This is a genomic window from Aeromicrobium sp. CFBP 8757 (assembly GCF_014841755.1).
Classification (GTDB): domain Bacteria; phylum Actinomycetota; class Actinomycetes; order Propionibacteriales; family Nocardioidaceae; genus Aeromicrobium.
The window spans coordinates 1-26,349 of record NZ_JACYUM010000010.1 but is presented as its reverse complement, the minus strand read 5'-3'; the positions used below and the strand labels follow the sequence as shown (position 1 = coordinate 26,349).

The 26,349-nt window shown below is 69.2% G+C and carries 28 protein-coding genes and 1 pseudogene; 9 read left to right on the top strand and 20 right to left on the bottom strand.

Annotation, left to right across the window (positions count from 1 at the left end; genetic code table 11):
- From IFT73_RS17500 to IFT73_RS17480, 5 genes are read left to right on the top strand one after another with little or no spacing between them, the layout of a single operon-like run.
- Entirely contained in the window at window positions 1-1,194 is a 1,194-nt protein-coding gene (locus IFT73_RS17500) for an acetyl-CoA C-acyltransferase (protein ID WP_056605003.1), read from the top strand.
- Complete coding sequence (locus IFT73_RS17495; protein WP_192168727.1) at window positions 1,191-2,081, top strand: SDR family NAD(P)-dependent oxidoreductase; 891 nt, start codon at window positions 1,191-1,193, stop codon at window positions 2,079-2,081. Before IFT73_RS17500 ends, IFT73_RS17495 begins: the two co-directional genes overlap by 4 nt.
- A 42-nt stretch (window positions 2,082-2,123) precedes the next feature.
- Window positions 2,124-2,933 carry a DUF1295 domain-containing protein gene (locus IFT73_RS17490; protein WP_192168726.1) on the top strand — a complete coding sequence of 270 codons (810 nt, stop codon included), beginning with the start codon at window positions 2,124-2,126 and terminating at the stop codon, window positions 2,931-2,933.
- Window positions 2,933-3,802 (top strand): acyl-CoA thioesterase II, encoded by an 870-nt coding sequence (locus IFT73_RS17485; RefSeq protein ID WP_244633576.1) that lies wholly within the window; start codon window positions 2,933-2,935, stop codon window positions 3,800-3,802. The genes IFT73_RS17490 and IFT73_RS17485 overlap by 1 nt, the downstream gene beginning before the upstream one ends.
- Window positions 3,799-4,188, top strand: coding sequence for a nuclear transport factor 2 family protein (locus tag IFT73_RS17480; protein WP_192168725.1), 390 nt, complete (start codon window positions 3,799-3,801; stop codon window positions 4,186-4,188). Before IFT73_RS17485 ends, IFT73_RS17480 begins: the two co-directional genes overlap by 4 nt.
- On the opposite strand, the gene IFT73_RS17475 is transcribed toward IFT73_RS17480, so the two are convergent.
- The 4 genes from IFT73_RS17475 to IFT73_RS17460 all read right to left on the bottom strand — a co-directional run bounded on the left by IFT73_RS17475 (window position 4,189) and on the right by IFT73_RS17460 (window position 9,566).
- On the bottom strand, window positions 4,189-5,253 hold the full coding sequence (locus IFT73_RS17475) for a DUF222 domain-containing protein (protein WP_371811324.1): 1,065 nt from the start codon (window positions 5,251-5,253) through the stop codon (window positions 4,189-4,191).
- A gap of 290 nt (window positions 5,254-5,543) precedes the next feature.
- Window positions 5,544-6,440 (bottom strand): hypothetical protein, encoded by an 897-nt coding sequence (locus IFT73_RS17470; RefSeq protein WP_192168723.1) that lies wholly within the window; start codon window positions 6,438-6,440, stop codon window positions 5,544-5,546.
- 463 nt (window positions 6,441-6,903) lie between these two features.
- Entirely contained in the window at window positions 6,904-7,761 is an 858-nt protein-coding gene (locus IFT73_RS17465) for a serine protease (protein WP_192168722.1), read from the bottom strand.
- Window positions 7,762-8,243: 482 nt separating this feature from the next.
- The gene (locus tag IFT73_RS17460) at window positions 8,244-9,566 is read right to left on the bottom strand and encodes a hypothetical protein (protein ID WP_192168721.1); all 1,323 of its coding nucleotides are present in this window, start codon (window positions 9,564-9,566) and stop codon (window positions 8,244-8,246) included.
- Between the two features lie 226 nt (window positions 9,567-9,792).
- Between IFT73_RS17460 and IFT73_RS17455 the strand changes: the two genes are divergently transcribed.
- Complete coding sequence (locus tag IFT73_RS17455; protein ID WP_192168720.1) at window positions 9,793-9,939, top strand: hypothetical protein; 147 nt, start codon at window positions 9,793-9,795, stop codon at window positions 9,937-9,939.
- 58 nt (window positions 9,940-9,997) lie between these two features.
- Window positions 9,998-11,242 (top strand): NADH:flavin oxidoreductase/NADH oxidase family protein, encoded by a 1,245-nt coding sequence (locus IFT73_RS17450; protein ID WP_192168719.1) that lies wholly within the window; start codon window positions 9,998-10,000, stop codon window positions 11,240-11,242.
- A gap of 4 nt (window positions 11,243-11,246) precedes the next feature.
- Here the strand turns inward: IFT73_RS17450 and IFT73_RS17445 are convergent, their stop codons facing one another.
- From IFT73_RS17445 to IFT73_RS18695, 15 genes and pseudogenes are all read right to left on the bottom strand, one after another.
- Window positions 11,247-12,005: a hypothetical protein gene (locus IFT73_RS17445; RefSeq protein ID WP_192168718.1), complete on the bottom strand. Its 759-nt coding sequence runs from the start codon at window positions 12,003-12,005 to the stop codon at window positions 11,247-11,249.
- The gene (locus tag IFT73_RS17440) at window positions 11,998-13,074 is read right to left on the bottom strand and encodes an acyl-CoA desaturase (RefSeq protein ID WP_056604984.1); all 1,077 of its coding nucleotides are present in this window, start codon (window positions 13,072-13,074) and stop codon (window positions 11,998-12,000) included. Before IFT73_RS17440 ends, IFT73_RS17445 begins: the two co-directional genes overlap by 8 nt.
- 125 nt (window positions 13,075-13,199) lie before the next feature.
- Window positions 13,200-13,439 carry a biotin/lipoyl-containing protein gene (locus IFT73_RS17435; protein WP_056604982.1) on the bottom strand — a complete coding sequence of 80 codons (240 nt, stop codon included), beginning with the start codon at window positions 13,437-13,439 and terminating at the stop codon, window positions 13,200-13,202.
- Window positions 13,440-13,504: 65 nt separating this feature from the next.
- Window positions 13,505-13,969 (bottom strand): RDD family protein, encoded by a 465-nt coding sequence (locus IFT73_RS17430; protein ID WP_056604980.1) that lies wholly within the window; start codon window positions 13,967-13,969, stop codon window positions 13,505-13,507.
- 90 nt (window positions 13,970-14,059) lie between these two features.
- A complete protein-coding gene (locus tag IFT73_RS17425) occupies window positions 14,060-14,563 on the bottom strand; it encodes a hypothetical protein (protein ID WP_192168717.1) in 504 nt (167 codons plus the stop codon).
- Window positions 14,560-15,156: a hypothetical protein gene (locus IFT73_RS17420; RefSeq protein ID WP_192168716.1), complete on the bottom strand. Its 597-nt coding sequence runs from the start codon at window positions 15,154-15,156 to the stop codon at window positions 14,560-14,562. Before IFT73_RS17420 ends, IFT73_RS17425 begins: the two co-directional genes overlap by 4 nt.
- Window positions 15,153-16,358 carry an MlaD family protein gene (locus IFT73_RS17415; protein WP_192168715.1) on the bottom strand — a complete coding sequence of 402 codons (1,206 nt, stop codon included), beginning with the start codon at window positions 16,356-16,358 and terminating at the stop codon, window positions 15,153-15,155. The genes IFT73_RS17420 and IFT73_RS17415 overlap by 4 nt, the downstream gene beginning before the upstream one ends.
- Entirely contained in the window at window positions 16,358-17,677 is a 1,320-nt protein-coding gene (locus tag IFT73_RS17410) for an MCE family protein (protein WP_192168714.1), read from the bottom strand. Before IFT73_RS17410 ends, IFT73_RS17415 begins: the two co-directional genes overlap by 1 nt.
- On the bottom strand, window positions 17,674-18,708 hold the full coding sequence (locus tag IFT73_RS17405; protein ID WP_192168713.1) for an MCE family protein: 1,035 nt from the start codon (window positions 18,706-18,708) through the stop codon (window positions 17,674-17,676). The genes IFT73_RS17410 and IFT73_RS17405 overlap by 4 nt, the downstream gene beginning before the upstream one ends.
- Complete coding sequence (locus IFT73_RS17400; protein ID WP_192168712.1) at window positions 18,705-19,727, bottom strand: MCE family protein; 1,023 nt, start codon at window positions 19,725-19,727, stop codon at window positions 18,705-18,707. The genes IFT73_RS17405 and IFT73_RS17400 overlap by 4 nt, the downstream gene beginning before the upstream one ends.
- Window positions 19,727-20,734, bottom strand: coding sequence for an MCE family protein (locus tag IFT73_RS17395; RefSeq protein ID WP_192168711.1), 1,008 nt, complete (start codon window positions 20,732-20,734; stop codon window positions 19,727-19,729). Before IFT73_RS17395 ends, IFT73_RS17400 begins: the two co-directional genes overlap by 1 nt.
- The gene (locus IFT73_RS17390) at window positions 20,731-22,032 is read right to left on the bottom strand and encodes an MCE family protein (RefSeq protein ID WP_192168710.1); all 1,302 of its coding nucleotides are present in this window, start codon (window positions 22,030-22,032) and stop codon (window positions 20,731-20,733) included. Before IFT73_RS17390 ends, IFT73_RS17395 begins: the two co-directional genes overlap by 4 nt.
- Window positions 22,029-22,868 carry an ABC transporter permease gene (locus IFT73_RS17385; protein ID WP_056604956.1) on the bottom strand — a complete coding sequence of 280 codons (840 nt, stop codon included), beginning with the start codon at window positions 22,866-22,868 and terminating at the stop codon, window positions 22,029-22,031. The genes IFT73_RS17390 and IFT73_RS17385 overlap by 4 nt, the downstream gene beginning before the upstream one ends.
- 1 nt (window position 22,869) lies before the next feature.
- Window positions 22,870-23,634, bottom strand: a complete 765-nt coding sequence (locus IFT73_RS18700) for an ABC transporter permease (RefSeq protein ID WP_056609844.1) — start codon at window positions 23,632-23,634, stop codon at window positions 22,870-22,872.
- A 414-nt stretch (window positions 23,635-24,048) separates the two neighbouring features.
- Window positions 24,049-24,645: pseudogene (locus IFT73_RS18695) on the bottom strand (ABC transporter ATP-binding protein); the annotation flags it as partial.
- A 305-nt stretch (window positions 24,646-24,950) separates the two neighbouring features.
- Here IFT73_RS18695 and IFT73_RS17375 point away from each other — a divergent pair.
- Together IFT73_RS17375 and IFT73_RS19360 are read left to right on the top strand one after the other, a co-directional pair.
- Entirely contained in the window at window positions 24,951-25,274 is a 324-nt protein-coding gene (locus IFT73_RS17375) for a hypothetical protein (RefSeq protein ID WP_192168708.1), read from the top strand.
- Window positions 25,275-25,339: 65 nt separating this feature from the next.
- The gene (locus IFT73_RS19360; RefSeq protein ID WP_235501749.1) at window positions 25,340-25,552 is read left to right on the top strand and encodes a helix-turn-helix domain-containing protein; all 213 of its coding nucleotides are present in this window, start codon (window positions 25,340-25,342) and stop codon (window positions 25,550-25,552) included.
- 133 nt (window positions 25,553-25,685) lie between these two features.
- Here IFT73_RS19360 and IFT73_RS17365 read toward each other — a convergent pair whose 3' ends face one another.
- The gene (locus IFT73_RS17365) at window positions 25,686-26,318 is read right to left on the bottom strand and encodes a hypothetical protein (protein ID WP_192168707.1); all 633 of its coding nucleotides are present in this window, start codon (window positions 26,316-26,318) and stop codon (window positions 25,686-25,688) included.
- Window positions 26,319-26,349 lie beyond the last annotated feature (31 nt).

Genomic DNA, 26,349 nt, shown 5'->3' with positions numbered 1-26,349 from the left:
ATGACAGACGCCTACGTGCTCGACTACGTCCGCACCCCGCGCGGCAAGGCGAGCCCCAAGGGATCGCTGCACGCGCACTCCGCGCTCGACCTCGTCGTGCACCTGCAGGACGCCCTCGTCGAGCGCACCGGTCTGGACGTCGAGACGGTCGACGACGTCGTCCTCGGCTGCGCCTCGCAGGTCGACGAGCAGGGCGCCAACATCGCCCGCACCGCGGCGCTGCTCGCCGGGTGGGGCGACAGCGCGCCCGGCGTCACGATCAACCGGTTCTGCGCCTCCGGCGTCGACGCGGTCGGCCAGACCGCCGCCCGCGTCCGCGCCGACGACCTGCAGCTCGCGGTGGCCGGCGGGGTCGAGAGCGTCTCGCGGGTGCCGATGTTCGTCGACCGCGGCCCGCTGTGGACCGACCACGACGTCGTCCGGCAGATCGGTTCGGTGCACATGGGCATCGCTGCCGACCTCAACGCGACGATGGACGGGTTCACCCGCGCCGAGCTCGACGCCTACGGGCTCGAGACCCAGCTCAAGGCCGCGCAGGCCAGAGCCGACGGCGCCTTCGGACGCTCCCTCGTCCCCGTCGGCACCCTCGACCACGACGAGCTCGTCCGCCCCGACACGACGCTCGAGGGCCTGGCCGCGCTGCCGCCGGCCTTCGCCGAGCTGGGTGCCGGCGGCCAGGACGCCATCGCGCTGGGCGCGTACCAGGGCGTCTCGTCGATCGACCACCTGCACACCGTCGGCACCTCCCCCGCGATGGCCGACGCCGCGGCGCTGCTGCTGATCGGCTCGGCCGCCGCGGCCGAGCGCGCGGGCCTGCCGCCCCGGGCGCGGATCGTCGGCTCGGCCACCACCTCGGTCAACCCCGTCGTGATGCTGACGGCCGGGCAGTCGGCCGTCGAGCAGGTCATCGCCCGCGCGGGCCTGACGTCCGCCGACATCGACGTCTTCGAGTTCGCCGAGGCCTTCTCGGCCCTGTGCCTGCGGTTCCGCCGCGACCTCGACGCCGGCCCCGACCGCATGAACCCCAACGGCGGCACGATGGCGATGGGCCACGCATTCGGCGCGACCGGCGCGATCCTCGTCGGCAGCTGCGTCGACGAGCTCGAGCGGCGCGGCGGACGCTACGGCGTCGCGGCCGTCAGCGGCGCCGCCGGCCTGGGGGTCGCGGTGCTGGTCGAGCGGATCGCGTCATGACCATGCTCGAGGGGCAGGTCGCGATCGTCACGGGCGGCGGCAAGGGACTGGGGCGAGCCTTCGCGCTGCACCTCGCCTCGCTGGGTGCCGCCGTCGTCGTCAACAACCGCAACCGCGTGCCGGGCCCCGACGGGCGCAGCGCCGCCGAACAGGTCGTCGACGAGATCGTCGCGGCCGGCGGACGGGCCGTGGCCGACCACGGCGACGTCGCCGATCCCGCGACCGCCGACGCCCTCGTCGCGGCGGCCCTCGACACCTGGGGCCGGCTCGACGTCTGCGTCACGAGCGCCGCCGTCAGCGCGCCCCAGATGTTCCACAGCACGACGGCCGAGAACTTCGCGCAGGTCATGGCGATCAACGTGACCGGCACGGCGCTGGTCGCCGGTGCCGCGATGCGCGTCATGCGCGACGCCGGCCACGGGCGCATCGTCATGGTCGCGTCGACCGCCGGGCTGCACGGCGAGCCCACCGTCTCGGCGTACGCCGCCAGCAAGGGCGCCGTCATCGCGCTGGGCCGGACGGCCGCCGCCGAGGGGGCCCGCCGCGGCGTGCTCACCAACGTCCTGCTGCCCTACGCCACGACCCAGATGACCGAGGACGGCATGGACCCGCGGTTCGCCGACACCATGACGTCCGCGAGCGTCGCGCCCGTCGTCGGCGCGCTGGTCGACCCCGCCTCGACCCTCAACGGGCAGGTCGTCGTCGCGGCCGGCTCGGGCATCCGGGTCGCGGACGCCGTCGAGGGCGGCACGGTCACGCTGCCCGAGCCGTCGGCGCTCGACGGTGCCGGGCTCGCCGAGCTCGTCGCGCTCAGCCGCGCCGGCACGCCCCACACGTACGCGCACGCGCAGGACGCCTTCCAGCACTTCGCGTCCGAGCTGGCCTGACACCTCTCCTCTTCTTCTCCCACCCCACACCCAAGGACCTCCATGAACGACCTGCCCTGGGGCGACATCGCCCTCAACCTCCTCGCGGTGACCGCCGCGGTCGTCGTGTTCATCGGCGTCATCATGGCGGTGGCCATCCGCATCGAGAACCAGTCGATCATCGACATCTTCTGGGGGCCCGGGTTCGTCCTGGCAGCGGTCGTCTCGTACCTCGTCTCGTCCGGCTCCGAGGGCGACGACACCCGGCGGCTCGTCGTCCTGGCGCTGACGGCGGTGTGGGGCCTGCGGCTCGGCATCTACATCGGCAACCGCAACCGCGGTCACGGGCAGGACAAGCGTTACACCGCGCTGATGCGTCACCAGACCGGCTCGCTCGTGGGCTTCCTCGTGCGCAAGATCTATGGGCTGCAGGGCTTCCTGATCATCCTGGTGTCGCTGCCCGTCCAGGTCGCGATGTACGAGAGCGCGTCGCTCGGCGTCATCGGCGCGATCGGCATCGCGATCTGGGCGATCGGCTTCGCCTTCGAGTCCGTCGGCGACTGGCAGCTCGCACGGTTCAAGGCCGACCCGGCCAACGCCGGGCAGGTCATGGACCGAGGCCTGTGGGCGTGGACGCGCCACCCCAACTACTTCGGCGACGCCGCGGTGTGGACCGGGTTGTTCCTGCTGGCGCTCGGCTCGCCGTGGGGCCTGCTGACGATCGTGTCGCCGATCGTCATGACCAAGCTGCTCGTCAGCTACAGCGGCAAGGCCCTGCTTGAGAAGGGCATGCGCCGCAGCAAGGGCGAGGCGTACGACGCCTACGTCGCCCGCACGAGCGGCTTCTTCCCGCTGCCCCCCAAGCGGGCCTGATGCAGGGCACCGCCGGGCTCGCCGACGTCTTCGCGCTCGAGCGGCGCGACGACGACACGTGGGTCGGGCGCACCGACGGCGTCCGCCTGCCGCAGCTGTTCGGCGGCCAGCTGGTCGGCCAGTCGCTGATCGCGGCGGGCGCGAGCGTCGAGGGCAAGGACGTGCACTCGGTGCACACGACGTTCCTGCGCGGCGGTGCGCCCGGCGTGCCCGTGACGTTCCGCGTCGAGCGGCTGCGCGACGGCCGCCAGATCTCGACCCGCGAGGTCAGCGCGTGGCAGGGCGAGCGGCTGCTGTGCCGGTCGATCGTGTCGTGCGCCGTCCCGGCCGACGGCATCACCCACAGCCGTCCGGCCCCCACGACGCCCGGACCCGACGAGTGCCCCGACATCCGCGACGTCGCGGCGGCCGACGGCGGGCTCGGCGAGTTCTGGGAGGACTTCGCGGCGATCGAGGTGCGGCTCGCGCCCGACGTGCCCGGCGTCGTCCCGCACTCGGCCTCGCCCGCGAACGGCGTGTGGATGCGCTCGGTCGAGCCGTTGTCGGACGATCCCGTCGTCCACCGGGCGGCGCTCGCCTATGCCAGCGACCTGATGCTGATGTCGACCGCCGTCACCCCGCACGGTCACACGTCGGGGCACGAGCGCTCGCTCGCGAACACCTGGAACGCGGTGTCGCTCGACCACGCGATGTGGTTCCGCGGCCTGCCCCGCGCCGACGAGTGGATGCTCTTCGAGCACACCACCCCGATGGCCGGTGCGGGACGCGCGCTGATCGAGGCCGCGGTGTTCGACGCGCGCGGCACGAGCATCTGCCACGTCGCCCAGGAAGCCCTCGTCAAACCGCTCAACCCCTTGGAGGACCCATGACCATCGACCACTCGCACCCGAACGTCCAGCTGCTCGACCGCATCATCGTCGCGGCGGAGGCCGGCGACGCGTCCGACCTGTTCGACATCTACGCCGATGACGCCGTCATCTGGCACAACACGGACGACCGCACCCAGACCGTCGAGCGCAACGCCAAGGTGCTCGAGGCGATGGACCGTTTCGTGACCGACCGCCGGTACACGGAGCGTCGCGTGACGGCGTTCGAGGGCGGCGCGGTGCAGCAGCACGTCCTGCGCGGCACCAACCGCTCGACGGGCGAGGAGGTCGCCCTGCACGCGTGCGTCGTCATCGCCGTGAACGACGACGGCCGCATCACCCGTCTCGACGAGTACTTCGACTCCGCCGAGGCAGCGCGCTTCGCCTGACTAGGGCTGGGTGGTCCAGCGCAGGAGGCCGTGGCCCTTGTATCCGTGATGCCGTCGGCAGAGTGGACCGAGGTTGTCACCCCGGGTGGGTCCGTGTGGCCAGGGCACCCGGTGGTCGATGTCGCACCGTTCGGCCGGCACCATGCAGCCCGGGCCTTGGCAGGTTCCGTGGAGGAATCGCAGCGCCACGGCCAGGACGTCGGGGGCGAATCGCCCCAGGTATTCGTGCGCGAGGACGTCGTCGGTGACATGGTCGATCAGGATGCGGTGCCAGAACGTGGAGCCGGATGCGATGACGGCGGCGATCCACTCGGCCGGGACGGCCCACGAGCCGTCGGTCGACTCGGCGAAACCGGGGTTGGCGCCGGCCAGGACGTCGGCGTCGACGGTGACACCGATGTTCGCGTCGACCACACCGGCAGCGGCCTCTTCGTCCAGCAGCCATGCCACCAGCAGGTCGGCCTCCCGCTGCGCGACCGTGCGCTCGTCGCCGGGGTCGGCGGGTCGACGCGCCTCGCGGCGGAGCCGGTCGGCGATGGCGGCGAGCTCGTGCGACGCCAGGCGGGCACCGAGGAATCCCATCGAGTCGTCCTCGTGCCGGGTGGTCACGTGCCGGTTGGCCCGTTCGGCCTCGGCCCGCTCGATCGCGAGGTCAGCCTCGACTCGCCGCACGAACCGCTTCAGCCAGTCGCGCAGCTCGGCGACCGTGTGCGTCTCGGCGAACTGGACGACGCGGGCGTCGAGCCGGTGCACTGATTCGGTGCGCTTCAGCTGGTCGATCGCGTGCCCGATCTCGCGGACCCGGGCCAGATCGACCCTCCCCTCGACGAAGGCCTCCCACGTCGTCGGCGACTGGTCGCGCACGGTGTCGGCGAACGACAACCGGTGCTGCACCTGCCCCTCGCTGAACCCCATCGCCTCGCCGATCGCCAGCGCGATCGCACCGCGCTCGACCAGCTGCCGCATCGGCGACTCACCCGAGTTGTCGATCCGGTCAGACTCCACATCACGGAAGTGCAACATCGCCACGACCTCACGCGCCTCAGCCCGAGCACGCTCCCGCATGACGTCACCCAGGACGTCGATCGGAGCAGCAGTAGCGGTGGCCATACATTCAACCTAGACGCCACCACCGACACTCAACCGTAGCGATTTCGCAGGTGTGCACAACGACCAGATCGTGGTTTACGACCACTCTTTCAGTTGCCTAACCATCGCGAGGAAGGGCGTCATTCGCGGTGAATTGACGCACTCAATCGTCGTCTTTAGTCGGTTGGACTCAACCGCGCTGCGCTTAAGGCGTAGGTACGGTATCGAGTCGCGCAGCGCCGAAATGGTCCTCAGTCGCACGACGGCTACGCGAGAAGTTCGACGAAGCCATCCTGTTGCCGATAGATCAACCCAACATCGTAGATTCTGAGCAGGCGAGAGGCCTCCTCGCCAGGCTCTCCGCGGAGAAGCACGGCGATTTGTGCGTCCAAGCCTCGGGGGTCGATCGATCGGTAGTACATGGCTTGACCCATCGCGTGTGCGACGGTGACGTCGTCCCGATGGCTCGCTTTGGCCTCGATAATTAGGCTTCGCTGGCGGTCGTAAAGGTCGGCCTGACGGCCGTTAGCAAATCGAAATTCGCGCTCGACTGGACGCGCGAGCCACTTGACATAGGCGTCAACGAGCTCCCTCTCGAGTTCCGTCTCGATCTCTGCCCGCTCGATGGCAGTCAGTGTCGGATCAGCGAGGATGGCCTCGACGTCGTCCTGCAGCATCCAATGAGCCCGAAGAACTCGTAGACGATTGCCCTTGAGGTATTTGTGCATCGCCCAGTAAACGTCACAGTGGCGGTAGCGACCAGCAAGTTCGACGAAGCACTCGTGGACGGTTCGACTTTGCTTGCGTCCAGGGTTGGGCCAGCCGAGGGCCAACACGGCGTCAGCGACATCACTCAACCGGTCCGGTGAAACAGCGATTGGGTCGTCTGCCCGACCGGGGCGCCGGAAGTAGTCGTTCTCGTAGACGATGACATTCGTCCACTCAAGGTCGAGTTCAGCTGCGAGGAACGTGTCCTGAACGGTGGATCGCTCATTTGGAACTCTAAGACTGAGGCGCAGATCGGAAGCAATTCGTTCCGACAGAGTCGTCCAATTCGGTCGCTCGTCAAGTGCTGCTTGAATTACGCGGCTCGCTACCGCGACACGGTGATCCTTGTTCTGGCTGTAACCATTTCGCCCGTCGGGCGGATAAGGTACGGCCATCTCAACGACTCACGTCTGCTACCCGAATGTCCTTTATGGAGAGACCCACGGCAACGATCGTCCCACGGGCGCGTCCCGCGTTCTGTCCGGTAGATGGTGCGCCTCTGGTCGGCGTCGGCGGATGCGCATCGCCGAAGTCCGCGAGCGCAGCGCCTTCGCACCGAGGAGGAGCTAATGCCGATATGCCGATCGCAGTGAAAGGACGCATACGTCGAACGGATTCGCCGTGCCCCTCGGTACTTATCAGTACTCAGGTCTTCAAGTCCCCTTCGAGCGCGGGGACAAAGCTCGGACTCGAAAGATCTCTTTGTGGGGGCGGGCTTTCATCCCGGCCTGCGAGAGCATGCATCACTCTATTGATCTTGCGACCCGGCCTGTCTCGGAGCTCATTGGCCGACCCGAGGGCCTGCGGACTCGTAATTTGCTTCGGACAGGCCAGTTCCGGGCAGCCCCACAAGAAGCGCTAAGCCAAATCCGGGGCAGGATCGGCCAGCGCGATTCCTATCGCTGCCAGGACTATGTCAACGGTCTCTTGGATCGCGCTTGCCTTGTACACAATTCCTAGGTCGATAGGGTCATCAAAGACTGCGACCTGCTTGGTCGGAAGGTCGACGACACGGCCATCGACTTGTCGCGTGTGCACTGCCGCGAGCACACCGAGGAGGTGAATGCGGTTCGATCCGAGATTGAAGTTGCCCTGACGATCGACGTGTCCACCTCTATCGACGAGCAGTACCGGACTGCCGCTGGAGCCGGGAAAAACGGACGCGTCTATCAAGAAGGCGGGGTAACCCCGATAATCGTTCGAGAGTGGTGTGGCGGTCTGCCCACGTCGAGCGATCGGCAGGTAACTCGTGGTGTCGAATAGCCCGTTCGGGTATCCAATGAATGTCACCGCTTCAAGCGCATCAGTTTCTTCCGCCTGCGCCGAGGTCAACAGCATCGACGCCGGTGCCCACTTTACGAGTGCAGGATGACCATCGGTCTCCATCTGATTGAGCACAGGTGCGGCCTGAAACACAGCCACATCGACAGCGGCATCAGGGTGACCCGCCCACGAGTGTGGTCCGAACTGAACCATCTGGATCTGTGTGGCTCGTTGCTCGGGCTGACCATCCGCCCCTCGAGCCACGAACCGGACTGTGAGTTTTGTTGCCCCCGCCAAAACGTGCTTGTTCGTCACGACAAACGGAACCAAGCCCTCAGTAGTTTCAAATCCAACCACGAACCCCGTCCCAGTCCAGGTGCCGCCAGACGCGTCCTCTCCCTCCAAGTACGTCGTCATGAAGAAGAGCTGTTCTTGAACGGTCTCGGCACGCATCCGTCGATCGTGACAGGCGACAACATAATTGTCTTGAGAGTGCATGGATTAGCTAGCGCCAGAGACCGTGCCCCGCAGGGTGCATATCCCCGCAGTTGCGGCCATGGCCCGATCGCGAGCTTGTAGTTGCGGAGCGATCCTCGCGTATCGTCTCGCGCACGTAGAACGTCTCCCGCGTGACTACATGCCGACGCCTGGGCAGGTGTTCGGGAGTTCGATAGAAGCCCATAATCTGTGAGCCATGAGCCGCCCGGTGTGCTCAAGTTGGCCGACCGCGTCGCCAGACTCTCACCGTGAGTCCACTGCTTTTCGTGAACGACGCCGCATCGATTTTCCGAGAGAGCGAGGGGACATGACCGGGGCCAGCGGGGATTCCGCACTGCGGAAATGCCAGGTAGCTAAGCGAAAGGAGGCGGCAGGGACTTAGGGCTGGTCCGATTCACGACCTACCTCAGATAGTGCGGAAGCGCGTCGATCAGAGCCTATGCATCGTTAACGTGCCGGTAGTAGGCCAAACGGCCATGATCAGTCACGCTGATGGTTCGCCGTCTTTGATCGGCTTCATCGATCTGGTAACTGACTAGATGCGCTTCCGTCAGCTTTCGGACCCGGGACAATAATGGGGGCATCTGTGCGTATCCGAAGTCCTTGTACTCACTTGGGCTACATGACCCTGCCTTGCTCCGAAGCAAGTGATCGAACACTTTCCAATCTGCGGCCCCGAGATCTCTAGCCTGGGCTGCGTACACGAGGTCCGCTTCTCGGAGCACCGATTCGTGAAATCGAAGATCTCTATCAGCCTCTGAAATCCCGCGCAATTCGTCAGGATCCGAATCGAACGCGTATCTCTCGGAGAGGTTAAGGGCGTAGCGAAGGTTTTGACCGATGGACCTGTAGAGGTTCGCGAAAGCCGTCATCGATACAGGGGCAACCGCGTCATCTTGGTCCTGCAGCGCCTTCATCCGAGCGAAGATGACTTGCGGGACCAGCTTGTGCGGTAGCGGGCGAACGTCGATCGGATTCAAAAAGACGCCTGCCATTTTCGGGCTCGCGTAGGCAGCGCGGACCATCCCCTGCGCGCCGCTGATGATCCAGCGGAGACCAGGCCTCTTGAACAATGGGTCCCTGAGGGGCTCCATCACGTTCAAGGCCGTGCCACTGTCGTTGAGTTCCTCGAGGTTGTCGAGAAAGCAGAGCACGCCGCCAGAGTCGCGATTGGGAAAGAGTTGGGCAAGCCAACCATCCACAATCTCGGCTATGCCGAGTTCGGCAAAACCCGTGGAAGTGTTAGGAGTCCGGGCTTTGCCAAACCCTGCATTGCCTCCGGCCACCCCTCCGACGTTGGCGCCTAAACTAGCGTTCCAACCACCGGCTTCGGGCGCCTGGAGCCACCGCTTCACTCCTTCGACGCCATCGAGCGGACGCCCCCCGCTCTTCAAAGAGCCGGCATTGGCAACTAAGACGTGAGCCACAGCACGCACGACTCTTCGCTCAAAACTCTCGCGCGTATCTTCGGGACGAAGACTCAAGCGTGTGTCCATCGCGAGAAATAGTGGACCTCCCTCTTTACTCCACTGCGCCGCATCGAATGCGGCGACTGCCGCCAGACTCGTCTTGCCGACACCAAAGTCGCCTTCCAGCGCCACCACACTCGCGCCGCCCGTTAAGTGTCGCCCGATGAGTGCCAGCTCCTGCTCTCTCCCAATCAGCAGTTCACGACCCGCCGCGCTGACCTCAATGGGATCGGTTGAGTACGGGTTCCCGCGAAATCCGTACTCGTGCCAGACCGACGTAGGCATCGCCATGCTTAATCCTTCTTTGAAACGGTTCACTGAAAACCTCTCTCAAACGTGAGTGTCGCACGTCCAGAACTGCGGCGTTGTCCGTGCGCGTCTAATCAGTCCGCACGGGACAAGCTTGGGCGTCGTCGCGCTACGTACTTGTTGCAATTTTCTGGGCGCTATGCCCCTGCGTCTTAGTGGGCGGAATGAGGCTCCGGCCCCACCAAGCTCCCCCAACTACCCTGACCCCATGGACCCCAATGACGCCGCCGAGCTCGCGCGGCGCATGCGGGCGGCCGTGGTGACGGAGGTTCCGCGGCGGCGGTGGGAGCTGCCCGCGGTCGCGCTGCTGGTCGTCGTGATCGTCGCGATGGTCGTCATGCTGGCGCGGGGCTGAGACCCGCCGGGCGGCCCGTCTGACTGACAAGCACCTGCCCATCCACGATACTGACAGTATGACTGTCAGCGATCTGTCCGCACCACTCACTCTCCCGTGCGGGCAGGTGCTGCCGAACCGGCTCATGAAGTCGGCGCTGAGCGAGGTGCTCGCCGATCGCCACGGCGCACCCGACCACCGGCTCGAGCGTCTCTACGCCACGTGGGCGACGGGCGGCTACGGCCTGCTCGTCACCGGCAACGTCATGGTGGACGGTCGACAGATCGGCGAGCCCGGCAACGTCGTCGCCGAGGACGAGCGCCACCTCCCCCAGCTGACGCGCTGGGCGTCGGCGACCCGCGCGCACGGCGTCCCGCTCTGGATGCAGCTCAACCACCCCGGCCGCCAGGCCAACCCCATGGCCCTGCGCAGCACCCCCGTCGCCCCCAGCCCCATCGCCGTCAAGATCCCCGGCGCCAGCACGCCCCGCGAGCTGACGGGCGCCGAGATCGAGGACGTCATCGAGCGCTTCGCGACGACGGCCGCGATCGCCGAGAAGGCCGGCTTCGACGGCGTGCAGGTGCACGCCGCCCACGGCTACCTCGTCGCCCAGTTCCTGTCGCCGCTGTCGAACCAGCGCACCGACGAGTGGGGCGGCGACCCCGAACGACGCATGCGGTTCGCGGTCGAGGTCGTGCGCCGTGTCCGCTCGCGCGTCTCCCCCGGCTTCGCGGTCGGCATCAAGCTCAACTCGGCCGACTTCCAGCGCGGCGGCTTCACCGAGGAGCAGTCCAAGGACGTCGTCGCGGCGCTGTCGACCGAGGGCCTCGACCTCATCGAGGTCAGCGGCGGCAGCTACGAGTCGACAGCGATGTTCGGCGCGGCCGCCAGCACCGTCGAGCGCGAGGCCTACTTCCTCGAGTACGCCCGCGCCGTCCGCGAGGTCGCCGGCGACGTGCCGCTGGCCGTCACCGGCGGGTTCCGCTCGCGCACCGCGATGGAGTCGGCGCTGTCGTCGGGCGACTGCGACGTCATCGGCCTCGGCCGCCCGACCTGCACGACCCCGGACGCCGCCAACGTCATCCTCGCCGGCGCCGACGCGCGCATCGCGTCGCACCGCATCGGCTTCAGCACCACCGGCCTGCTCAGCCGGGTCACGGACGTCAAGGCCGTCAACAGCGCGATCGACCTCGGCTGGCACGAGGACCAGCTGCACCGCATGGGCGCCGGCCTGCAGCCGGACGTCTCGCGCACCAAGCTCGCCGCCGCGGCGTCGCTGGTGCGCCGCAACGGCCGCGACGCCTTCGCGAAACGGCGCGGCTGAGCGCTCAGCGGTAGCCGCCGTCGCGCAGTCCGGCGTCCTCCTCGGTGTCGTTTCGGCGCACCAGCCGCTCCCACAGGTAGGACGCGACGAAGCCGGCCGGACCCTTGTCGGCCCACTGCCGCGCGTGCCGCTCCTCGTGGTGCAGCAGACGGTCGAGGTCGAGGCGTCCCGCCCGGGTCGAGCCGTCCGCGGCCTGGTGGCGTGAGCGCCCCGACCACACCAGGGCGCGCAGCTCGGCCGGCGCGTCGACCCGCGCGATGTTCAGCAGTAACAGGTCGCCGTACGTCGTGCCGCCGCGCTGGCTGAGGACGTCGAGCAGACGGTCGCCGCCCAGACCCATCAGCATCCCGTTGGGCGTCGTCACCAGCCGACCACCGCGGGAGTGCACCACCGACACTCCCCAGCGGTACGTCCAGTCGTTGGCGCGCTGCCGCTCGGCGATGCGCCCCACCTCGGCGGCCGAGTAGGGCGTCTCGTCGAAGTCGAGATCGGTGCCCGACGTGCCGTACCCGGTACCCGCGTTGACGACGTACGTCATCAGAACGGCTCTGCGGGCGTCGTCGGCACCGATGTCGTCGGGCAGCAGGTGGAACGACTTGCCGTCGGGGTCGACGAGTTCCTCGAACCTGTCGAGCAGCCCGACGTCGTCGGGCAGGATGCCGTGCCGGCGGACGACGTCGCCGACCGTCTCGGGCTCGACGCCCCGCCGCACCGCGTTGTCGAGCCAGCGGCGGTACGCCCCGGGACGCCCGCCCTCAACCACGCAGCTGAGCGGCCAGGGGGCAGTCGAAGGGATCGCGCGCCCGCAGGCCGACGTTGTTCAGGTAGTCGACGACGATCGCGTACGACCGGAACAGCCCGACCTCCATGTAGTCGACGCCGATCGACTCGCAGTGCGCCTTCACGAGCGGCTGCGCCTTGCGCAGGTTGCAGCGCGGCATGCTCGGGAACAGGTGGTGCTCGATCTGGTAGTTGAGCCCACCCATGGCCCAGTCGACGACCGGGTTGCCGCGGACGTTGCGCGACACCATGACCTGGCGGCGCAGGAAGTCGAGCTTCATCTCGGGCGGGATGATCGGCATGCCCTTGTGCGCCGGCGCGAACGACGCACCGAGGCAGAAGCCGAACACCGCCATCTGCACCGCGAAGAACGCGACGGCCTTGCCTAGCGGCAGGAACGTCAGCAGGATCGCGACGTAGACCGCGAGCCGGGTCACGACGAGCCACAGCTCGGTGCGGCGCCACGGCTGGTTGGACGTCTTGTCGCGCGCCGCCCGGATGCTCTCGGCGTGCAGGTTGAGACCCTCGAGCGTCAGCAGCGGGAAGAACAGCCAGCCCTGCCGCTTGACGAACCATCCCGCGAAGCCGGTCGTGCGCTGCGCGACGATGCCGGGCGTGAACGCGATCGCGCCGGGACCGATGTCGGGGTCGTAGCCCTCGAGGTTGGGGCCCTTGTGGTGCATATTGTGCTTGGCGCGCCACCACGCGAAGCTCAGGCCCGCGAAGCCGCCGGCGAGGATGCGCGCCGTCCACGAGTTCCACGACGCCGAGGCGAACATCTGCCGGTGCGCCGCGTCGTGGCCGAGGAAGCCGAACTGCGTCACGATCACGCCGAGCGCCGCGGCGAGCGCGAGCTGCCACCACGAGTTGCCGAGGACGAAGAACGCGGCCCAGATGCCGAAGAAGGCAGCGACGTGCACGCCGATCTGCGCCCAGTAGTAGCCGTGCCGGCGCTCGAGGAGCCCCTCGTCCTTGACGGCCCGCATCAGGTCGGTGAACTGGCTGACGTAGTCGGACGCCCCAGTCCTGGTGGAACTCAGCTCGGTCGTCATCGGCCGCCCCCTCAAGGCTGGTACCTCGAAGGACCGGATCGGCCACGGCGAGGCGGTGCCCCTTGAGTGTGGCACGGGTGCGTGTCGAGCAGGTGTCCGAAACCTGTGAACTTCGGCAGAACGCCTCAGCCGAGGACGAGCAGGAGATCGCCGCCCTCGGCCGCCCGCGGGTCGGCGACGACCAGGCGCACCACCGTCCCGGCGGTGGCCGCCGTGATCGCCGCCTCCATCTTCATGGTTTCGATCGTCGCGACCGTCTGGCCCGCCTCGACCACGTCGCCCTCGGCGACGACGGCCTGCACGATCCCGGCGAACGGGACGGCGACGTGCCGCGGGTTGCCGGCATCGGCCTTCTCTGGCGCCACGGTGCCCCTCCTGGGTCGGGGCGCCCCGACCTGCGGCGCCGCCGTCACGGTACCGCGACGGTGCGTCAGGCCTTGAACACCCGGGTGCTCATGATCATGTCGGCGAACGTCCGGTTCTCGCGGTCCCACAGCGGCCACAGGTAGCCCAGGCCGCAGGGCAGCCCGTCGAGGACGTGCACGAGCTGGCGGGCGAAGGTCAGGCCGCCGCCGATCGGCTGGTGGGTCGACTCGCCGAGCACCGTGATGCCGACGATCTTCTTGCCGATCGTCTGGCCCGTCGAGCCCTGCCGGATGACCCAGTTGAAGACGAACCAGCCGATCGCGAAGACGACGTACACCAGGAACGGCAGCCCGCTGAGCTGGAAGGCGAAGCCGTTCTCGCTCGTCTGGCTCTCGCCGAACGCGGCGGCGAGCACCGTGAACACGATGCCGGTGGGCAGGCTGTCGATGATCAGCGCACCGACGCGGGCGATCCAGCTCGCGTACGGACGGTTCGGGGTGCCGTACGGCGGGGGTGCGGACGCGGACATGGGAGCTCCTGACTCAGGGATGGACCCACACCGTAGCGACGGCGCCGCCTCCGCGGGGCGTTTTCACGGACACGGCGTCTCCATGAAAGATCACAGGGGCGTGAGGCCCGTGATCTTCCAGGTGCCACCCTTCTTCTGCGCCGTCACCGCGAGCTGCGCCGCCGAGACGCTCGACTCCTGGTCGGCCGCGCGCCGGCTCGACTGGTCGAGGAAGACCAGCAGCGTCGCCCGGCCGTCGCGCAGCTCCTTGACGCCGATCGCCTGCACCTGCGCGGTCAGCGTGAGCTGCTGCCCCGGTGCCCGCTGCTGCAGCGACGCGAACAGCGTGTCGTACTCGGTGCGGGCCTTGCCGGCCAGCACCGCGTCGGCAGCCGCCTCGGTCGTCGCGGGGTCCTGGTAGTCGTACGTCAGGATGCGGCCGAGCGCCTGCGAGACGCTCGACTGCACCTGGGCGGTCTGCCGGGCGTCGATGACGGCGGCGTTGGCGGACGCGTCGTCGCCCCGCAGGTCGAACCACGTCCACCAGGCGACCAGGCCGACGGCCAGCAGGATCGTGGCCAGGGCCAGCGGGAGGATGCGTCGGACGGTCGTCATGACAGGCTCACCGCCACCTGCTGCAGCGACTCGAGCTTCCAGCGCCCGCCGATCTTGACCAGCTCGGCCGAGAAGCGGTTGCGCTTGACGGTCGGCTCGCTGTCGGGCGCCGCGGCGTCCTCGACCGTCACCTCGACGGCGGCGATGACGGTCGCGGTGTCGGCGTCGGCGTCGATCACCGCGGCGTCGGCCACGCGCCCGGTCGAGATCTTCTTCTGGTCGGCCAGCAGCTTGCGGTCGTCGGCGCTGACGCCGGTGAGCTGGTCCTTCAACGTGCCGGTCGTGACCTGCGACCACGCCTTCACCCCGGCGTCGACCGAGCGGTAGTCGAGCGTGTTCATGGTCTCGATCGCCTGCCGCGCCTCGATCAGCACGGTGTCGCGCGTCTGGGCGGCCGCACGGTCGGGATCGCGATCGGCGTGCCACCACATGAACACGCCGGACGCCGCGACGAGGGCGGCCGCCAGCACCAGCGCCCATCGCGCCCGGCCTCGCCCCGTCCGGGCTGCCGCCGGTCCGGACGCGTGCTGCTCGTGGCCGTCGACGTCGTCTGCGTCGGTCTGGTCGACCGGCGTGTCCACCTGGCTCGTCATCGTGCTCCCCCCATGAGATCGCTCAGCGAGTCGGCGACGCCGACCCTCGGTGCCGCCGCCGTCGTGCCGCGCGAGCCATTGTCGCCCACGGCCGCCGTGGCGCCCGGCTTCTTCGGGACGCTTCTCGGCCCGCGGACCTCGCCGCCCGACGACGGTGCCGTGGTGCAGCCCGCCCGCGTGTTGAACGGGCGCCCCTCACCGGTGTCGAGGCCCGGCCGCACCTGCGTGTCGCCGTAGCCGCTGGTGCACGGCAGCGGGTCGAAGTACGCCTGCGCGAGACCCAGGTTGAGCCCGCGCGACCCGTTGACGGCCCAGCCGATGCTGAACGCGGTCGGGATCGTGATGAGGGCGTCCTCGACCCCGTCGGCGTTCGTGCCGAAGACCTGGGCCGTCGAGACGAGGTTGCTCATCAGCAGGCCCAGCGGCGTGCCGACCTGCGTGAAGAGCTTGTCGATCTCGCGGGCCGCCGCGGGCGTGCTCTCGATCAGCGCCCGCAGGTCGCCGTCGGAGCTCTCGAGGGTCGACGCGATCGTCCGCAGGTCCTGGCTGAAGCCGCGGATGCTGCCGGCGGCGGCCTCCTGCGTCGCCAGCACCCGGCCGGAGTTCTGGATCAGCTGCGACGTCACCAGGAAGTTGGTGTCGGCCGCCTCGATGAACGTCTGCGACGTGTCGAGCAGGCGCGAGAGGTTCTGCCCGGCGCCCTGCGTCGCGTCGTAGGTCTCGTCGATGACGGTCGTCAGCGAGTCGGTGTCGACCGAGCCGGCGAAGTCGCGGGCGCTGCGCAGCACGTCCTCGACCGGGGGCGGGGACGAGTCGCCGCCGGCGGTCAGGCGGTCGCCACCCTTCAGGGTCGGCCCGCCCGTCGAGTCGCTGCGCAGGTCGATGTACTGCTCGCCGATCGCCGACCGGTCGGCGACCTTGACGCTGACGTCGGCCGGGATGTCGGTGCCACCGTCGAGCCGCAGCACCGCCTCGGCGCCCTGCGGCGTCGCGGTCAGCGAGCTGATGCGCCCGACCGGGACACCCCGGTAGGTGACCTCGCCGTTCGTGAACGCCCCGGCGGCATCGGGCAGGTCGACCGTCACCGAGTAGCTCGACCGGGTGAGGTCGATCCCGACGTAGCGGGCACCCAGGTAGCTCGTCGCGAGCAGCGCGACGGCCACGAACACCAGGAGCTTGGCCCTGATCCCTGCGGTCAGCATCACTCACCACCGTCCTTCGGCGTCGGGGTCGGCGTCGGGGTCGCCGTGGGCTCGTCGCGGGTCGGCGTGGGCGACGCGGACGGTGCCGCCGTCGGCTGGGACGGCGAGGGGCTCGACGGCTCGGGCGTCGTCGGGCTCGGCGCGCTCGGCGCGGGGCTCGACGGCACCGACACGGTGGGCCGCGGCATGCCGGGGACGGCCGAGTCGGTCGGCGGCAGCAGCGAGGGCGACGGCGCCTTCTGCGGCAGCCTGCGGCGGTCGGCCGACGTCGCCGGTGCCGAGGCGTTGGGGTCCTCGACCTGCGGCCACGAGCAGCCGATCGCGTCGCAGCCGGTCGGGAGCGTGCGGAAGTTGGTCTCGAGGAAGACGTTGAGGTAGTCGCCCTTGATCGCCCCCAGCACCGAGTCGGGGAACGGGTACGTCAGCAGGATCTGCAGCGACTCGGGCAGGTCCTGGCCGGACTTCGCGAGCTGCTGGAGGATCGGCTCGAGCGCCTGCAGGTCGGCGACGATGTCGTCCTGCGCGGTGTCGAGCGTGTCGACCGTGACGGACGACAGCCGGTCGAGCGAGCGCAGCATCGACACGAGCTGCTTGCGCTGGTCGACCAGCACCTTCATGCCCGGGCTCAGGCCCTCGAGGGCCGAGGCGATCTTGGCCTGGTCGGCGTCGAGCGTCGTCGACAGCGCCGCGAGCCCGTCGAGGGCCGACGTGATCGACTCCTTGCGGTCGTCGAGGCTCGAGACGAAGGCCTCGATCTGTCGCAACGACTTCTTGACGTCGTCGGTGCGGCCGGCCGAGACCTTCTGCAGCTCGCGCGAGATCTCCTGGAACTGGCCGATGCCGCCACCGTTGAGGACCATCGACAGCGATCCGAGCACCTGCTCGACCTGGGCGGCCTGCGACGTGTCGGCCAGCCCGAGCCGGTCGCCCGAGGCGATCGCGGGCCCGGCCACGGCGGTGTCGGGGCGCACGAGGCCGACGTACTTCTCGCCCAGCAACGAGGTCTGCTGCAGACGCGCCGTCGTGCCGGCCGGCAGCTCGGCGTCGCGGTTGACGACGAGCTCGACGCGCGCGCTGCGGCCGTCGGGGTTGAGCGTGATCTTCTGGACGCGGCCGACCGCGACGTTGTCGACCTTGACGCTCGACTGCGGCACGAGGTCGAGGACGTCCTCGAAGTCGGCCGTGACGTGCAGCGGGTTCGAGCCGACATCGGCCCCGCCGGGCAGCGGGGTGTCGTAGACCCCGCCGGACAGCACGCCGCACCCGCCGAGCGTCAGGGCGGCCGCGACCCCGGCCCCGATGGCCGCGAGCCGACTCATCGGTCGTCCCCCTGGGTCGGCAGCAGCAGCGGCGGTGCGGAGCCCGACGACTTCTGGGTCTGGCCACCGTCGGACCAGATCGACGTCTCGTTGAGGTTGGCCCGGCCGTCGAGCGTGTTGTTCTGCGCGTTGTACGAGCGCAGGAAGTTCTGCAGCACGAGCGGCACGAGCCGCACGGACTCCTCGAGCGAGTCCTTCTGCTTGACCAGCACCTGGGTCGGGCCGAGCAGGTTGTCGACGCTGGTCTTGATGTTCGCCCGGTTGTCGCCGATGAAGTCGTCGACGATCGCCAGCGCGTCGCCCAGGTTGGTGATCGCGTCGGCGAGGTCCTCGCGGTCGTCGGCGAGGTAGTCGGTGACGGCCGCGAACTGCCGGTTGACGTCGGCGACGCCCTGGTCGTTGGCGACGAGCATGTCGTTGAACTCCTTGAAGTTCGCGATCGTGGCGAACAGGTCGTCGCTGGACGAGGCGAGCGTGCCGGTGGCACGGCCGAACTCGTCGATCGTGCGGTTGATGCCGGTGCCGTTGCCGGCGAGGTTGCGGGCCGCGACGTCGAGCAGGTCGGACAACGCCCCCTTGCGGTTGGCGCCGTCGGGGCCGAGCTGGGTCGCGACGTCGGTCAGGCTCGTGTAGAGGTCGTCGATCTCGACGGGCGTGGCGGTGCGGTCGCGCGGGATCACGGCGCCGTCCTTGAGCCGGGTGCCGCCCGTGTCGGGCCTGGTCAGCTGCACGAAGCGGTCGCTGACGAGCGTCGGCGCGACGATCACGGCGGCCGTGTCGGCCTCGACGTGCTGGCCGCGCTCGAGCTGCATCGAGACCCGCACGACCGGCCCCTCGGGGTCGACGTCGGTGACGGTGCCGACCTTGACGCCCAGCACCTGCACCTCCGAACCCGGGTAGAGGCCGACGGTCGACTCGAACAGCGCGTCGACCTTCGTGCCGCCGCCGTGCGACGAGCGCCAGGCCAGGAGCCCGGCGACCACCACCAGCAGCACCACGGCCGCCCCGATCGTCCTGCGTGTCGCGGTCATCGTCCGCCTCCCTTGGCCGGCTTGCAGTTGCGTGCGACGTCGTTCTCGAGCAGCGGTCGCCGGTCGTCGCCGAACAGGCCGCACACGTAGGAGTCGACCCACGTGCCGTTGCCGAGCGCCGACGACAGCACCCGGTAGTAGGGGCCCAGCTTCTTCAGCGCGGCGTCGAGGTTGTCCTGGTTGTCCTGCAGGATGCGCGAGACGTCGTCGAGCTTGGCCAGCGCCGGGCGCAGGGCCTTCTCGTTGTCCTTGACCAGGCCCTGCAGCTGGACGCCCAGGCGTGCCGTGCCGTCGAGCATCTTCGAGACCGTGTCGCGGCGCTGCTCGAGCTCGTCGAGCAGGGAGCTGCCGTCGGTGATGATCTTGGCGAACTCGGCGTTGCGCTGCTTGAGCGTGCCGCTGACCTTGCTGGTGGCGGCGAACAGCTGATTCAGCTCGGCGTCGCGGCTCGAAATCGTCCGCGACAGGTCGGTCAGCCCCGACACCATCGTGCGCACCGACTCGGGGGTGTTGCGGAAGGCGTCGCTGAGGGCCGTGAAGCTGGCCTCGAGCTGGTCGGTGTCGATCGTCCCGATCGTGTCGGACAGGTCGGAGAACGCCTCGTTGACGTCGTACGGCGTCGTGGTGCGCGCGAGCGGGATCGGCCCGTCGAGGTCCTTGGAGCCGAGCGGGTCGACCGCGAGGAACTTCTGGCCCAGCATCGTCTTGACCTTGACGGCGGCGGTCGACTGGTCGCCGAGGTCGTCGATCTTCGCGCGGAACTTCACGCTGACCACGGCGCCGTCGAGCGAGATGTCGACGACCTTGCCGACCTTGACGCCCGCGACGCGGACCTCGTTGCCCTCCTTGAGCCCGCCGGCCTCGGCGAACTGGGCCGTGTAGACCTTGCCGCCCCCGATGATCGGCAGCGAGGCCGCGTTGAAGGTCAGGGCGAACACGACGGCCATGATCGTCATGCCGATCAGCGCGATCGCGATCTTGTTGCGCTCGGCGAACGCGGTGGGGAACGTCGTGGTCATCAGCGGCACCTCTCCGCGACGGGCTGGGCGCCCAGGTCTCCGAAGTACCCCTCGGGTCGGGGGATCTTGCCCTCGATCGAGCAGGCGTAGAAGTTGATCCACGAGCCGTACGACGCCGTGCGTCCGATGCGGTCGAGCTTGACCGGCAGCGTCGCGAAGAAGGAGTCGAGCTGCGGCTCGGCCTTCGCGAGGTTGCCCGCGAGCCCGTCGAGCGCCGTGATGGAGCCCCTGAGCGGAGCGCGGCCGTCCTCGAGCAGCCCGGCGACAGACGTCGTCAGGTCGCCCAGGCCGTCGAGCGTGCTGCCGATCGTCTTGCGGTCGTCGGCCAGACCGCTGACGAGCTGCTGCAGCGTGACGATCGTGGTGTCGAGCTGGCCCGAGCGGTCGTTGACGACCTGCAGCACCGAGCTGAGGCTCGTGATGAGCTCGCCGATGACCTCGTCCTTGCGGGCCAGCGTCGACGTGAGGCTCGCGGTGCTCGACAGCAGACCGTCGACCGTGGCGTCCTCGCCCTGGAACACCGCCACGATCTGCCCGCTCAGGGCGTTGACGTCCTGGGGGTCGAGCAGCTGCAGCAGCGGCTGGAAGCCGTTGAACAGCATCGTGAGGTCGAGCGCCGGCCGCGTGTGGTCGAGGTCGAACGTGTGGCCGGCCCGCAACGACGGTGCCGATCCGGTCGGCGGATCGAGCGAGATGTACCGCTGGCCGATCAGGTTGCGGAAGCGCAGCTCGGCGACCGTCCCCTCGACCAGGGGTGCCGACCGCGAGACCCGGAAGGTGACGAGGGCCCGACGCCGGTCGGTGACCTCGACCTTCGTGACGGTGCCGAGCTTGACGCCCGACATGCGCACGTCGTCGCCGCGGTTGAGGCTCGTGGCGTCGGTGAAGACCGCGTGGAACTCACGGGTCGCCCCTCCGCTGTCGTTGCGGATCGTCGCGGCCAGCGCCACGGTGGCGAGCACCGTCACGACGACGAACGTGATGCTCTTGATCAGGAGCTTGGTCATCTCAGCACCACCTGTGTGCCGCGCAGCGACGGTCCGAGGAGCAGGCTGCTCCACGACGGATAGTCGTCGGGCGCGATGCCCTGCGACGGGGCGACGATCTCGGCGACGAGCTGGTTCTCGGCGGGCGAGTTGGCCTGACCGAGCCCGGCGCCGGCGCCGATGCGCTCGGGGATCGTCGTGCGCGGCGGAGCGATGGTCTCGGGCTCGCCCGCTGCCGCCGCGGCGGCGGTGCTCCTGGCCGGCGTCGTGCCGACCTTGCCGGTGACGTAGGGGCAGCGTGCCTGCCGCCCCGACGCGAACGTCACGGCGTCCTTGCCGGCGAGGTACCTGCCGCGGCTCGGGACGACGTTGAGCCGCACGTGCAGTCCGGGCTCGTCGGTGCCCTTGCCGAGCACCTTGTCCATCGCGGGGATGTACTCGCGGGCCGACTTGAACAGGCACGGGAACTGCTTGGCGTACGGCTCGACGGCCTCGAGCGCGGCCCGGCTCTCGTCGGCCAGGACCTCGATCGTCTGCCGGTTGTCGCTGACGAAGCCCTCGGCCGAGTCGGCCGAGCCGATCACGGTCGCGTAGACGTCCTTGAGCGTCGTCTGCTGCGCGACCAGCGTGCGCGAGGTCGTGGTCAGGGTGTCGAGGGCGTCGAGCAGATCGGGTGCCGCGGCGTCGTAGACGCGGGCGACCCGGCCGAGACGGTCGAGGTCGTCGGTCATCTGCGGCACCAGCGGGTTGAGCTGGTCGAGGTAGGAGCCGAACGTCGTTAGCGTGTCACCGATCTGGTCGCCGCGGCCCCGCAGCGTCGTCGACAGCTCGCCGAGCGTGGCCGACAGCTTCTCGGGCTGGATCGCGGTGAGCACCGGCAGCAGCTCGTCGAAGACCTGCTCGAGCTCGACGGACTCGTCGCTGGTGTCCTGCAGGATCACGTCGCCCGACGAGAGCCCCGTGTCGGTCGCCGACGCGGGGGTCACGAGCGAGACGTAGCGCTCGCCGAACAGCGTCTTGGGCAGCAGCCGGGCCGTGGTGTCGCGCGGCAGCTCCTCGGCCGTGCCAGGCTCGAGGGCCAGCTCGACGACGGCTCCGTCGGCGTCGGACGACACCTTGGCCACCGTGCCGACCGGCACGCCGTTGAGCTTGACGTCCGAGCCCTTCTGCAGCGCGTTGCCGACGGGGCCGGTGCGCAGGTCGACGTCGGTGCTCGACACGAAGGCGCGGTCGTACGCGAGGACCGCGACGGCCAGGAGCGCCAGCGCCAGGGCGACGTAGCCCAGGCCGAGGCCCACGTCGACGAGTCGCCGGCTCATCCGGCGATCCTGACCGTGGTCGTGGTGCCCCACAGCGCCATCGACAGCAGGAGGTCGAGCACCGCGACGGTCACGATGCTGCGTCGCACGGCCGTGCCGACCGCGATGCCGACGCCGGCGGGCCCGCCCGCGGCCTTGAAGCCCAGACGGCAGTGGATCAGGATGATCAGCACCGAGAAGATCAGCACCTTGACGAACGACAGCAGGATGTCGATCGGCGGCAGGAACAGGTTGAAGTAGTGGTCGTACGTGCCGGGCGACTGGCCGTACAGGTAGATCGTCACGAAGCGCGCGCCGGCGTACGACGTCAGCAGGCCGACGACGTACAGCGGGATGATCGCGATGAAGCCGGCGATGACGCGTGTCGTGACGAGGTACGGCACGCTCGGCACGGCCATGACCGTCAGCGCGTCGACCTCTTCGTTGATCCGCATCGCGCCGAGCTGGGCCGTGAAGCCCGAGCCGACGGTCGCCGACAGGGCCAGGGCCGCCACGAGCGGCGCGATCTCGCGGGTGTTGAAGTAGGCCGAGATGAAGCCGTTGAGCGTCGACGTGCCGATCTGGTCGAGGGCCGCGTAGCCCTGCATGCCGACCACGCTGCCGACGAACAGCGTCATGCCGAGCATCACGCCGATCGTGCCGCCGATCACGGCCAGGGCGCCGGAGCCGAAGCTGACCTCCGACAGCAGCCGCAGGACGTCCTTGGGGTAGCGGCGCAGCGTCGCGGGGATCCAGGCCAGCACCCGGCCGTGGAAGCGGATGTCCTGGCCCATGTCGGCCAGGCGGTCGACGGGCCGGTCGAACCAGCGGGGCTCGCGGGGCGCGTGTGCGGTCATGTCAGGCTCCCTTGCCCGGCACCAGCTGCAGGTACAGCGTGGTGATCACGAAGTTGACGAAGAACAGCATCAGGAACGTCACGACGACCGACTGGTTGACCGAGTCGCCGACGCCCTTGGGCCCGGGCGCGGTGTTGAGGCCGCGGTGGCACGCGATCACGCCGGCGATGAAGCCGAAGACGACGGCCTTGAGCTCGCCGACGTAGAGGTCCTGGATCTGCGCGAGCGCCGTGAAGCTGGCGAGGTACGCACCGGGGGTGCCGCCCTGCACGATGACGTTGAAGACGTAGCCCCCGAGCACGCCGACGACCGAGACGAGCCCGTTGAGCAGCACCGCCGCGGCGATGCAGGCCAGCACGCGCGGCACGACGAGCCGCTGCACGGGCGAGACGCCCATGACGCGCATCGCGTCGATCTCGTCGCGGATGCGCCGCGAGCCGAGGTCGGCGCAGATCGCAGCGCCCCCGGCCCCCGCGATGACGAGCGTCGTGACGATGGGAGCCGCCTGCTGGATGACGGCCAGCACGCTGGCCGCACCCGTGAACGACTGCGCACCGACCTGCACCGTCAGGGTGCCGAGCTGCAGGGCGATGACGGCGCCGAACGGGATCGCGACGAGGATCGCCGGGATCCACGAGACGCTGACGACGAACCAGAACTGCTCGAGCACCTCGCGGGTCGCGAACGGCCGGCGCACCGAGGCACGGGCCGTGTCGAGGCCCAGCGCGAACACGTCGCCGACGACCGTCAGGCCGCGCCCGACCATGCCCAGGAGGGGGACGCCCGCGACTCGCTCCTTCTCCTCGTCGTCGGCGACGTACAGCCGTGCGCCGCCGGAGCTGACGCGCTCGCGGTGCCGCTGCTGGCCGGCGCGGACCGCGCCCGAGCGCGGCTCGAGCTGGCGCGGCAGCACCTCGATGGCCCGCGCCCCGGCGTGCCGCGACATGACGGCCGTACCGCTGGGGCCGGCCGAGTAGTCGACGGGCTCGTCGAACAGGTCGCTGCTGCGGTGGTCGGTCTCCTCGCTCATGCCGATCGGGCCGTCGGGGTCGCCGCTCATGAACTGCGAGACGACCGGGTGGTCGGTCAGCAGGAACTCCTCGCGCGGGCCGAACATCACGAGCTCGCGGCGGTAGAGCATGCCCAGGTTGTCGGGCATCGTGCGCGCCAGCTCGATGTTGTGCGTCACGACGAGCATCGTCGCGTCGGTCGCGGTGTTGACCTCGACCAGCAGCTGGGCGAGGTTCGACGTGCGGACGGGGTCGAGGCCCGAGTCGGGCTCGTCGATCAGGATGATCTCGGGATCGGTCACGAGCGAGCGGGCCAGGCCGGCGCGCTTCTTCATGCCGCCGGAGATCTCGCCGGGCACCTTGTGGTGCTGGCCGACGAGGCCGACCATCTCGAGCTTCTCCATGACGATCTCGCGGATCTCGGCCTCGCCCTTGCGGGTGTGCTCGCGCAGCGGGAAGGCGACGTTGTCGTACACGTTCATCGACCCGAACAGGGCGCCGTCCTGGAACAGCACGCCGAACTTCTTGCGCATCTCGAGGCGCTGCGACTCCTTGGCCGCGACCATGTCCTCGCCGTCAATCAGGATCGACCCGGCCTCGGGCTCGACGATGCCCATGATCGACTTGAGGAAGACCGACTTGCCCGTGCCGGACGGACCGAGCAGCGCGGTGATCTCACCGGGCGGGAACGTCAGCGAGACGTCGCGCCAGATGTTCTGCCGGCCGTAGCTCTTCGTCAGGCCCGTGACCTCGACACTTCCACCCATGGTGTCCCTCGCGTTTCGACGGTGTGGTTCACGGCACCGCCCGTCCCCCGACGGGGGTGCCTCCGCAGAACCTAGGTGTGTCACGCGTCACGACGCCAGACCTTCGGGACGATCTGTGCCGAACTCGTCGGTTTCTTGTCATGCACCTCACAAGTTCTTGCCGCCGCGCACCCGGCGACTACCGTTGCTACTCATGAGTCGCCATACTGGCATCGTCCACAACGCCTCCTCCACCCCGCGTGTCGTGTCCGGGGCTGTCTCTACCGTCGGATGAGAAGTCGCACACCGTGCGACGAAGGGATCTCATGACTGCACACTCGACCTCGCGCCCCTCGTGGCAGCGCGACACCTGCCCGCTCTGGTGCGTCGTCGTGCACGCCGAGCACGATCCGCCCGACGACCGCTACCACGACAGCGTCACGCTGCACGTCCCGGCGACCCTCGGACCGGGCCCCAGCCACGCGGCGACGACCGATCTCGTCGTCGTGATGTCGCGGCGCTGCGACGAGCTCGACGACTGGGTGCTGGTCGGCGAGCCCGAGCGCGACGGGCAGCACCTCTACCTCACGCGCGACAGCGCGGCCCGGGTCGCCAGCGCCCTGACGAGCCTGCTCACCCACGCGGGCTGAGGAGCGTCCGCGCGCTACTCATCGGTGTGTAGACCGATGAGTAGCGCATGCCCCACAGTGGCAGGGTGACATCTGAGCTGCAGAAGATCGTAGGCCGGCGACTGCGCGAGCAGCGCCAGGCGCTGGGCCTGAGCCAGGAGGCGATGGCCGAGCGGCTGGGCTACCACCGCACGTTCCTCGGGTCGGTCGAGCGCGGCGAGCGCAACCTGACGCTCGCGTCGGTCGAGCAGCTCGCGGCGAGCCTCGACATGGCGCCGCTCGACCTGCTGAAGGACTGACGCCCCGACGTCCCGGGGTGCGGACCCGGGCGGTCACCGTTTCCAACGCACGAAGGATCAGCTGCCCGGGCCCGCCCCCTCATCATCCCATCCCGGCGTCGCGGTGAGGCCGGATCCGAGGCACCTGTGCACATCAGCTCAGGTCGATGACCCCGTCCGGCGACGAGACCGCGAAGTAAGCCTTGACGTCGAACGGCTGACCGTTCTGGAACTGGCTGAGACAACCGACGACGCCTGAGACGACCAGATCGCCGGTGAGGCCGGACTCGTCGATCACCAGGCGCTGGGTCGTCTCGTCGAACGACGCGTCCGCCGTCCCGGTCACCGTGAACCTGCAGGCCGCGTTGGACCACGTGGCGCTGAAGCCCTCGACGTGACCAGCCACCACGTCGGCAGATCCGGGCGCCGAAGGGCTCGACCCGTGGAACCGCCACGGGGTGGGCGCCGACACCGACAGCGCACCCAACGGCACCGTGCACCCGGTGAACGACACCTCGTTCACCGTCAGCACGTCTGTCACACCTGCACCGGACGAGACGGTCGACGGCGGGCTGGCCGGCACGGATGCGCCGCTGCAGCCGAAGCTCAGCGTCGGCGTGCTCCACGCGACTGCCCCCGTCGTCGCAGCGGTGAAGGGGTGGGCGGCCGTGGCGGAGCTGCCACCGACGGCGACCGTGTAGGCGCTGCCGCTCGCGAGCGCGGGTCCGGCCGCGGCGAACGACGCCGTGCCGAGCGCCACCGCGGCGAGTGTCTTCTGGAGCCTCATGGGGTGCCCTCTCGTGACGGGACCCGGGCGG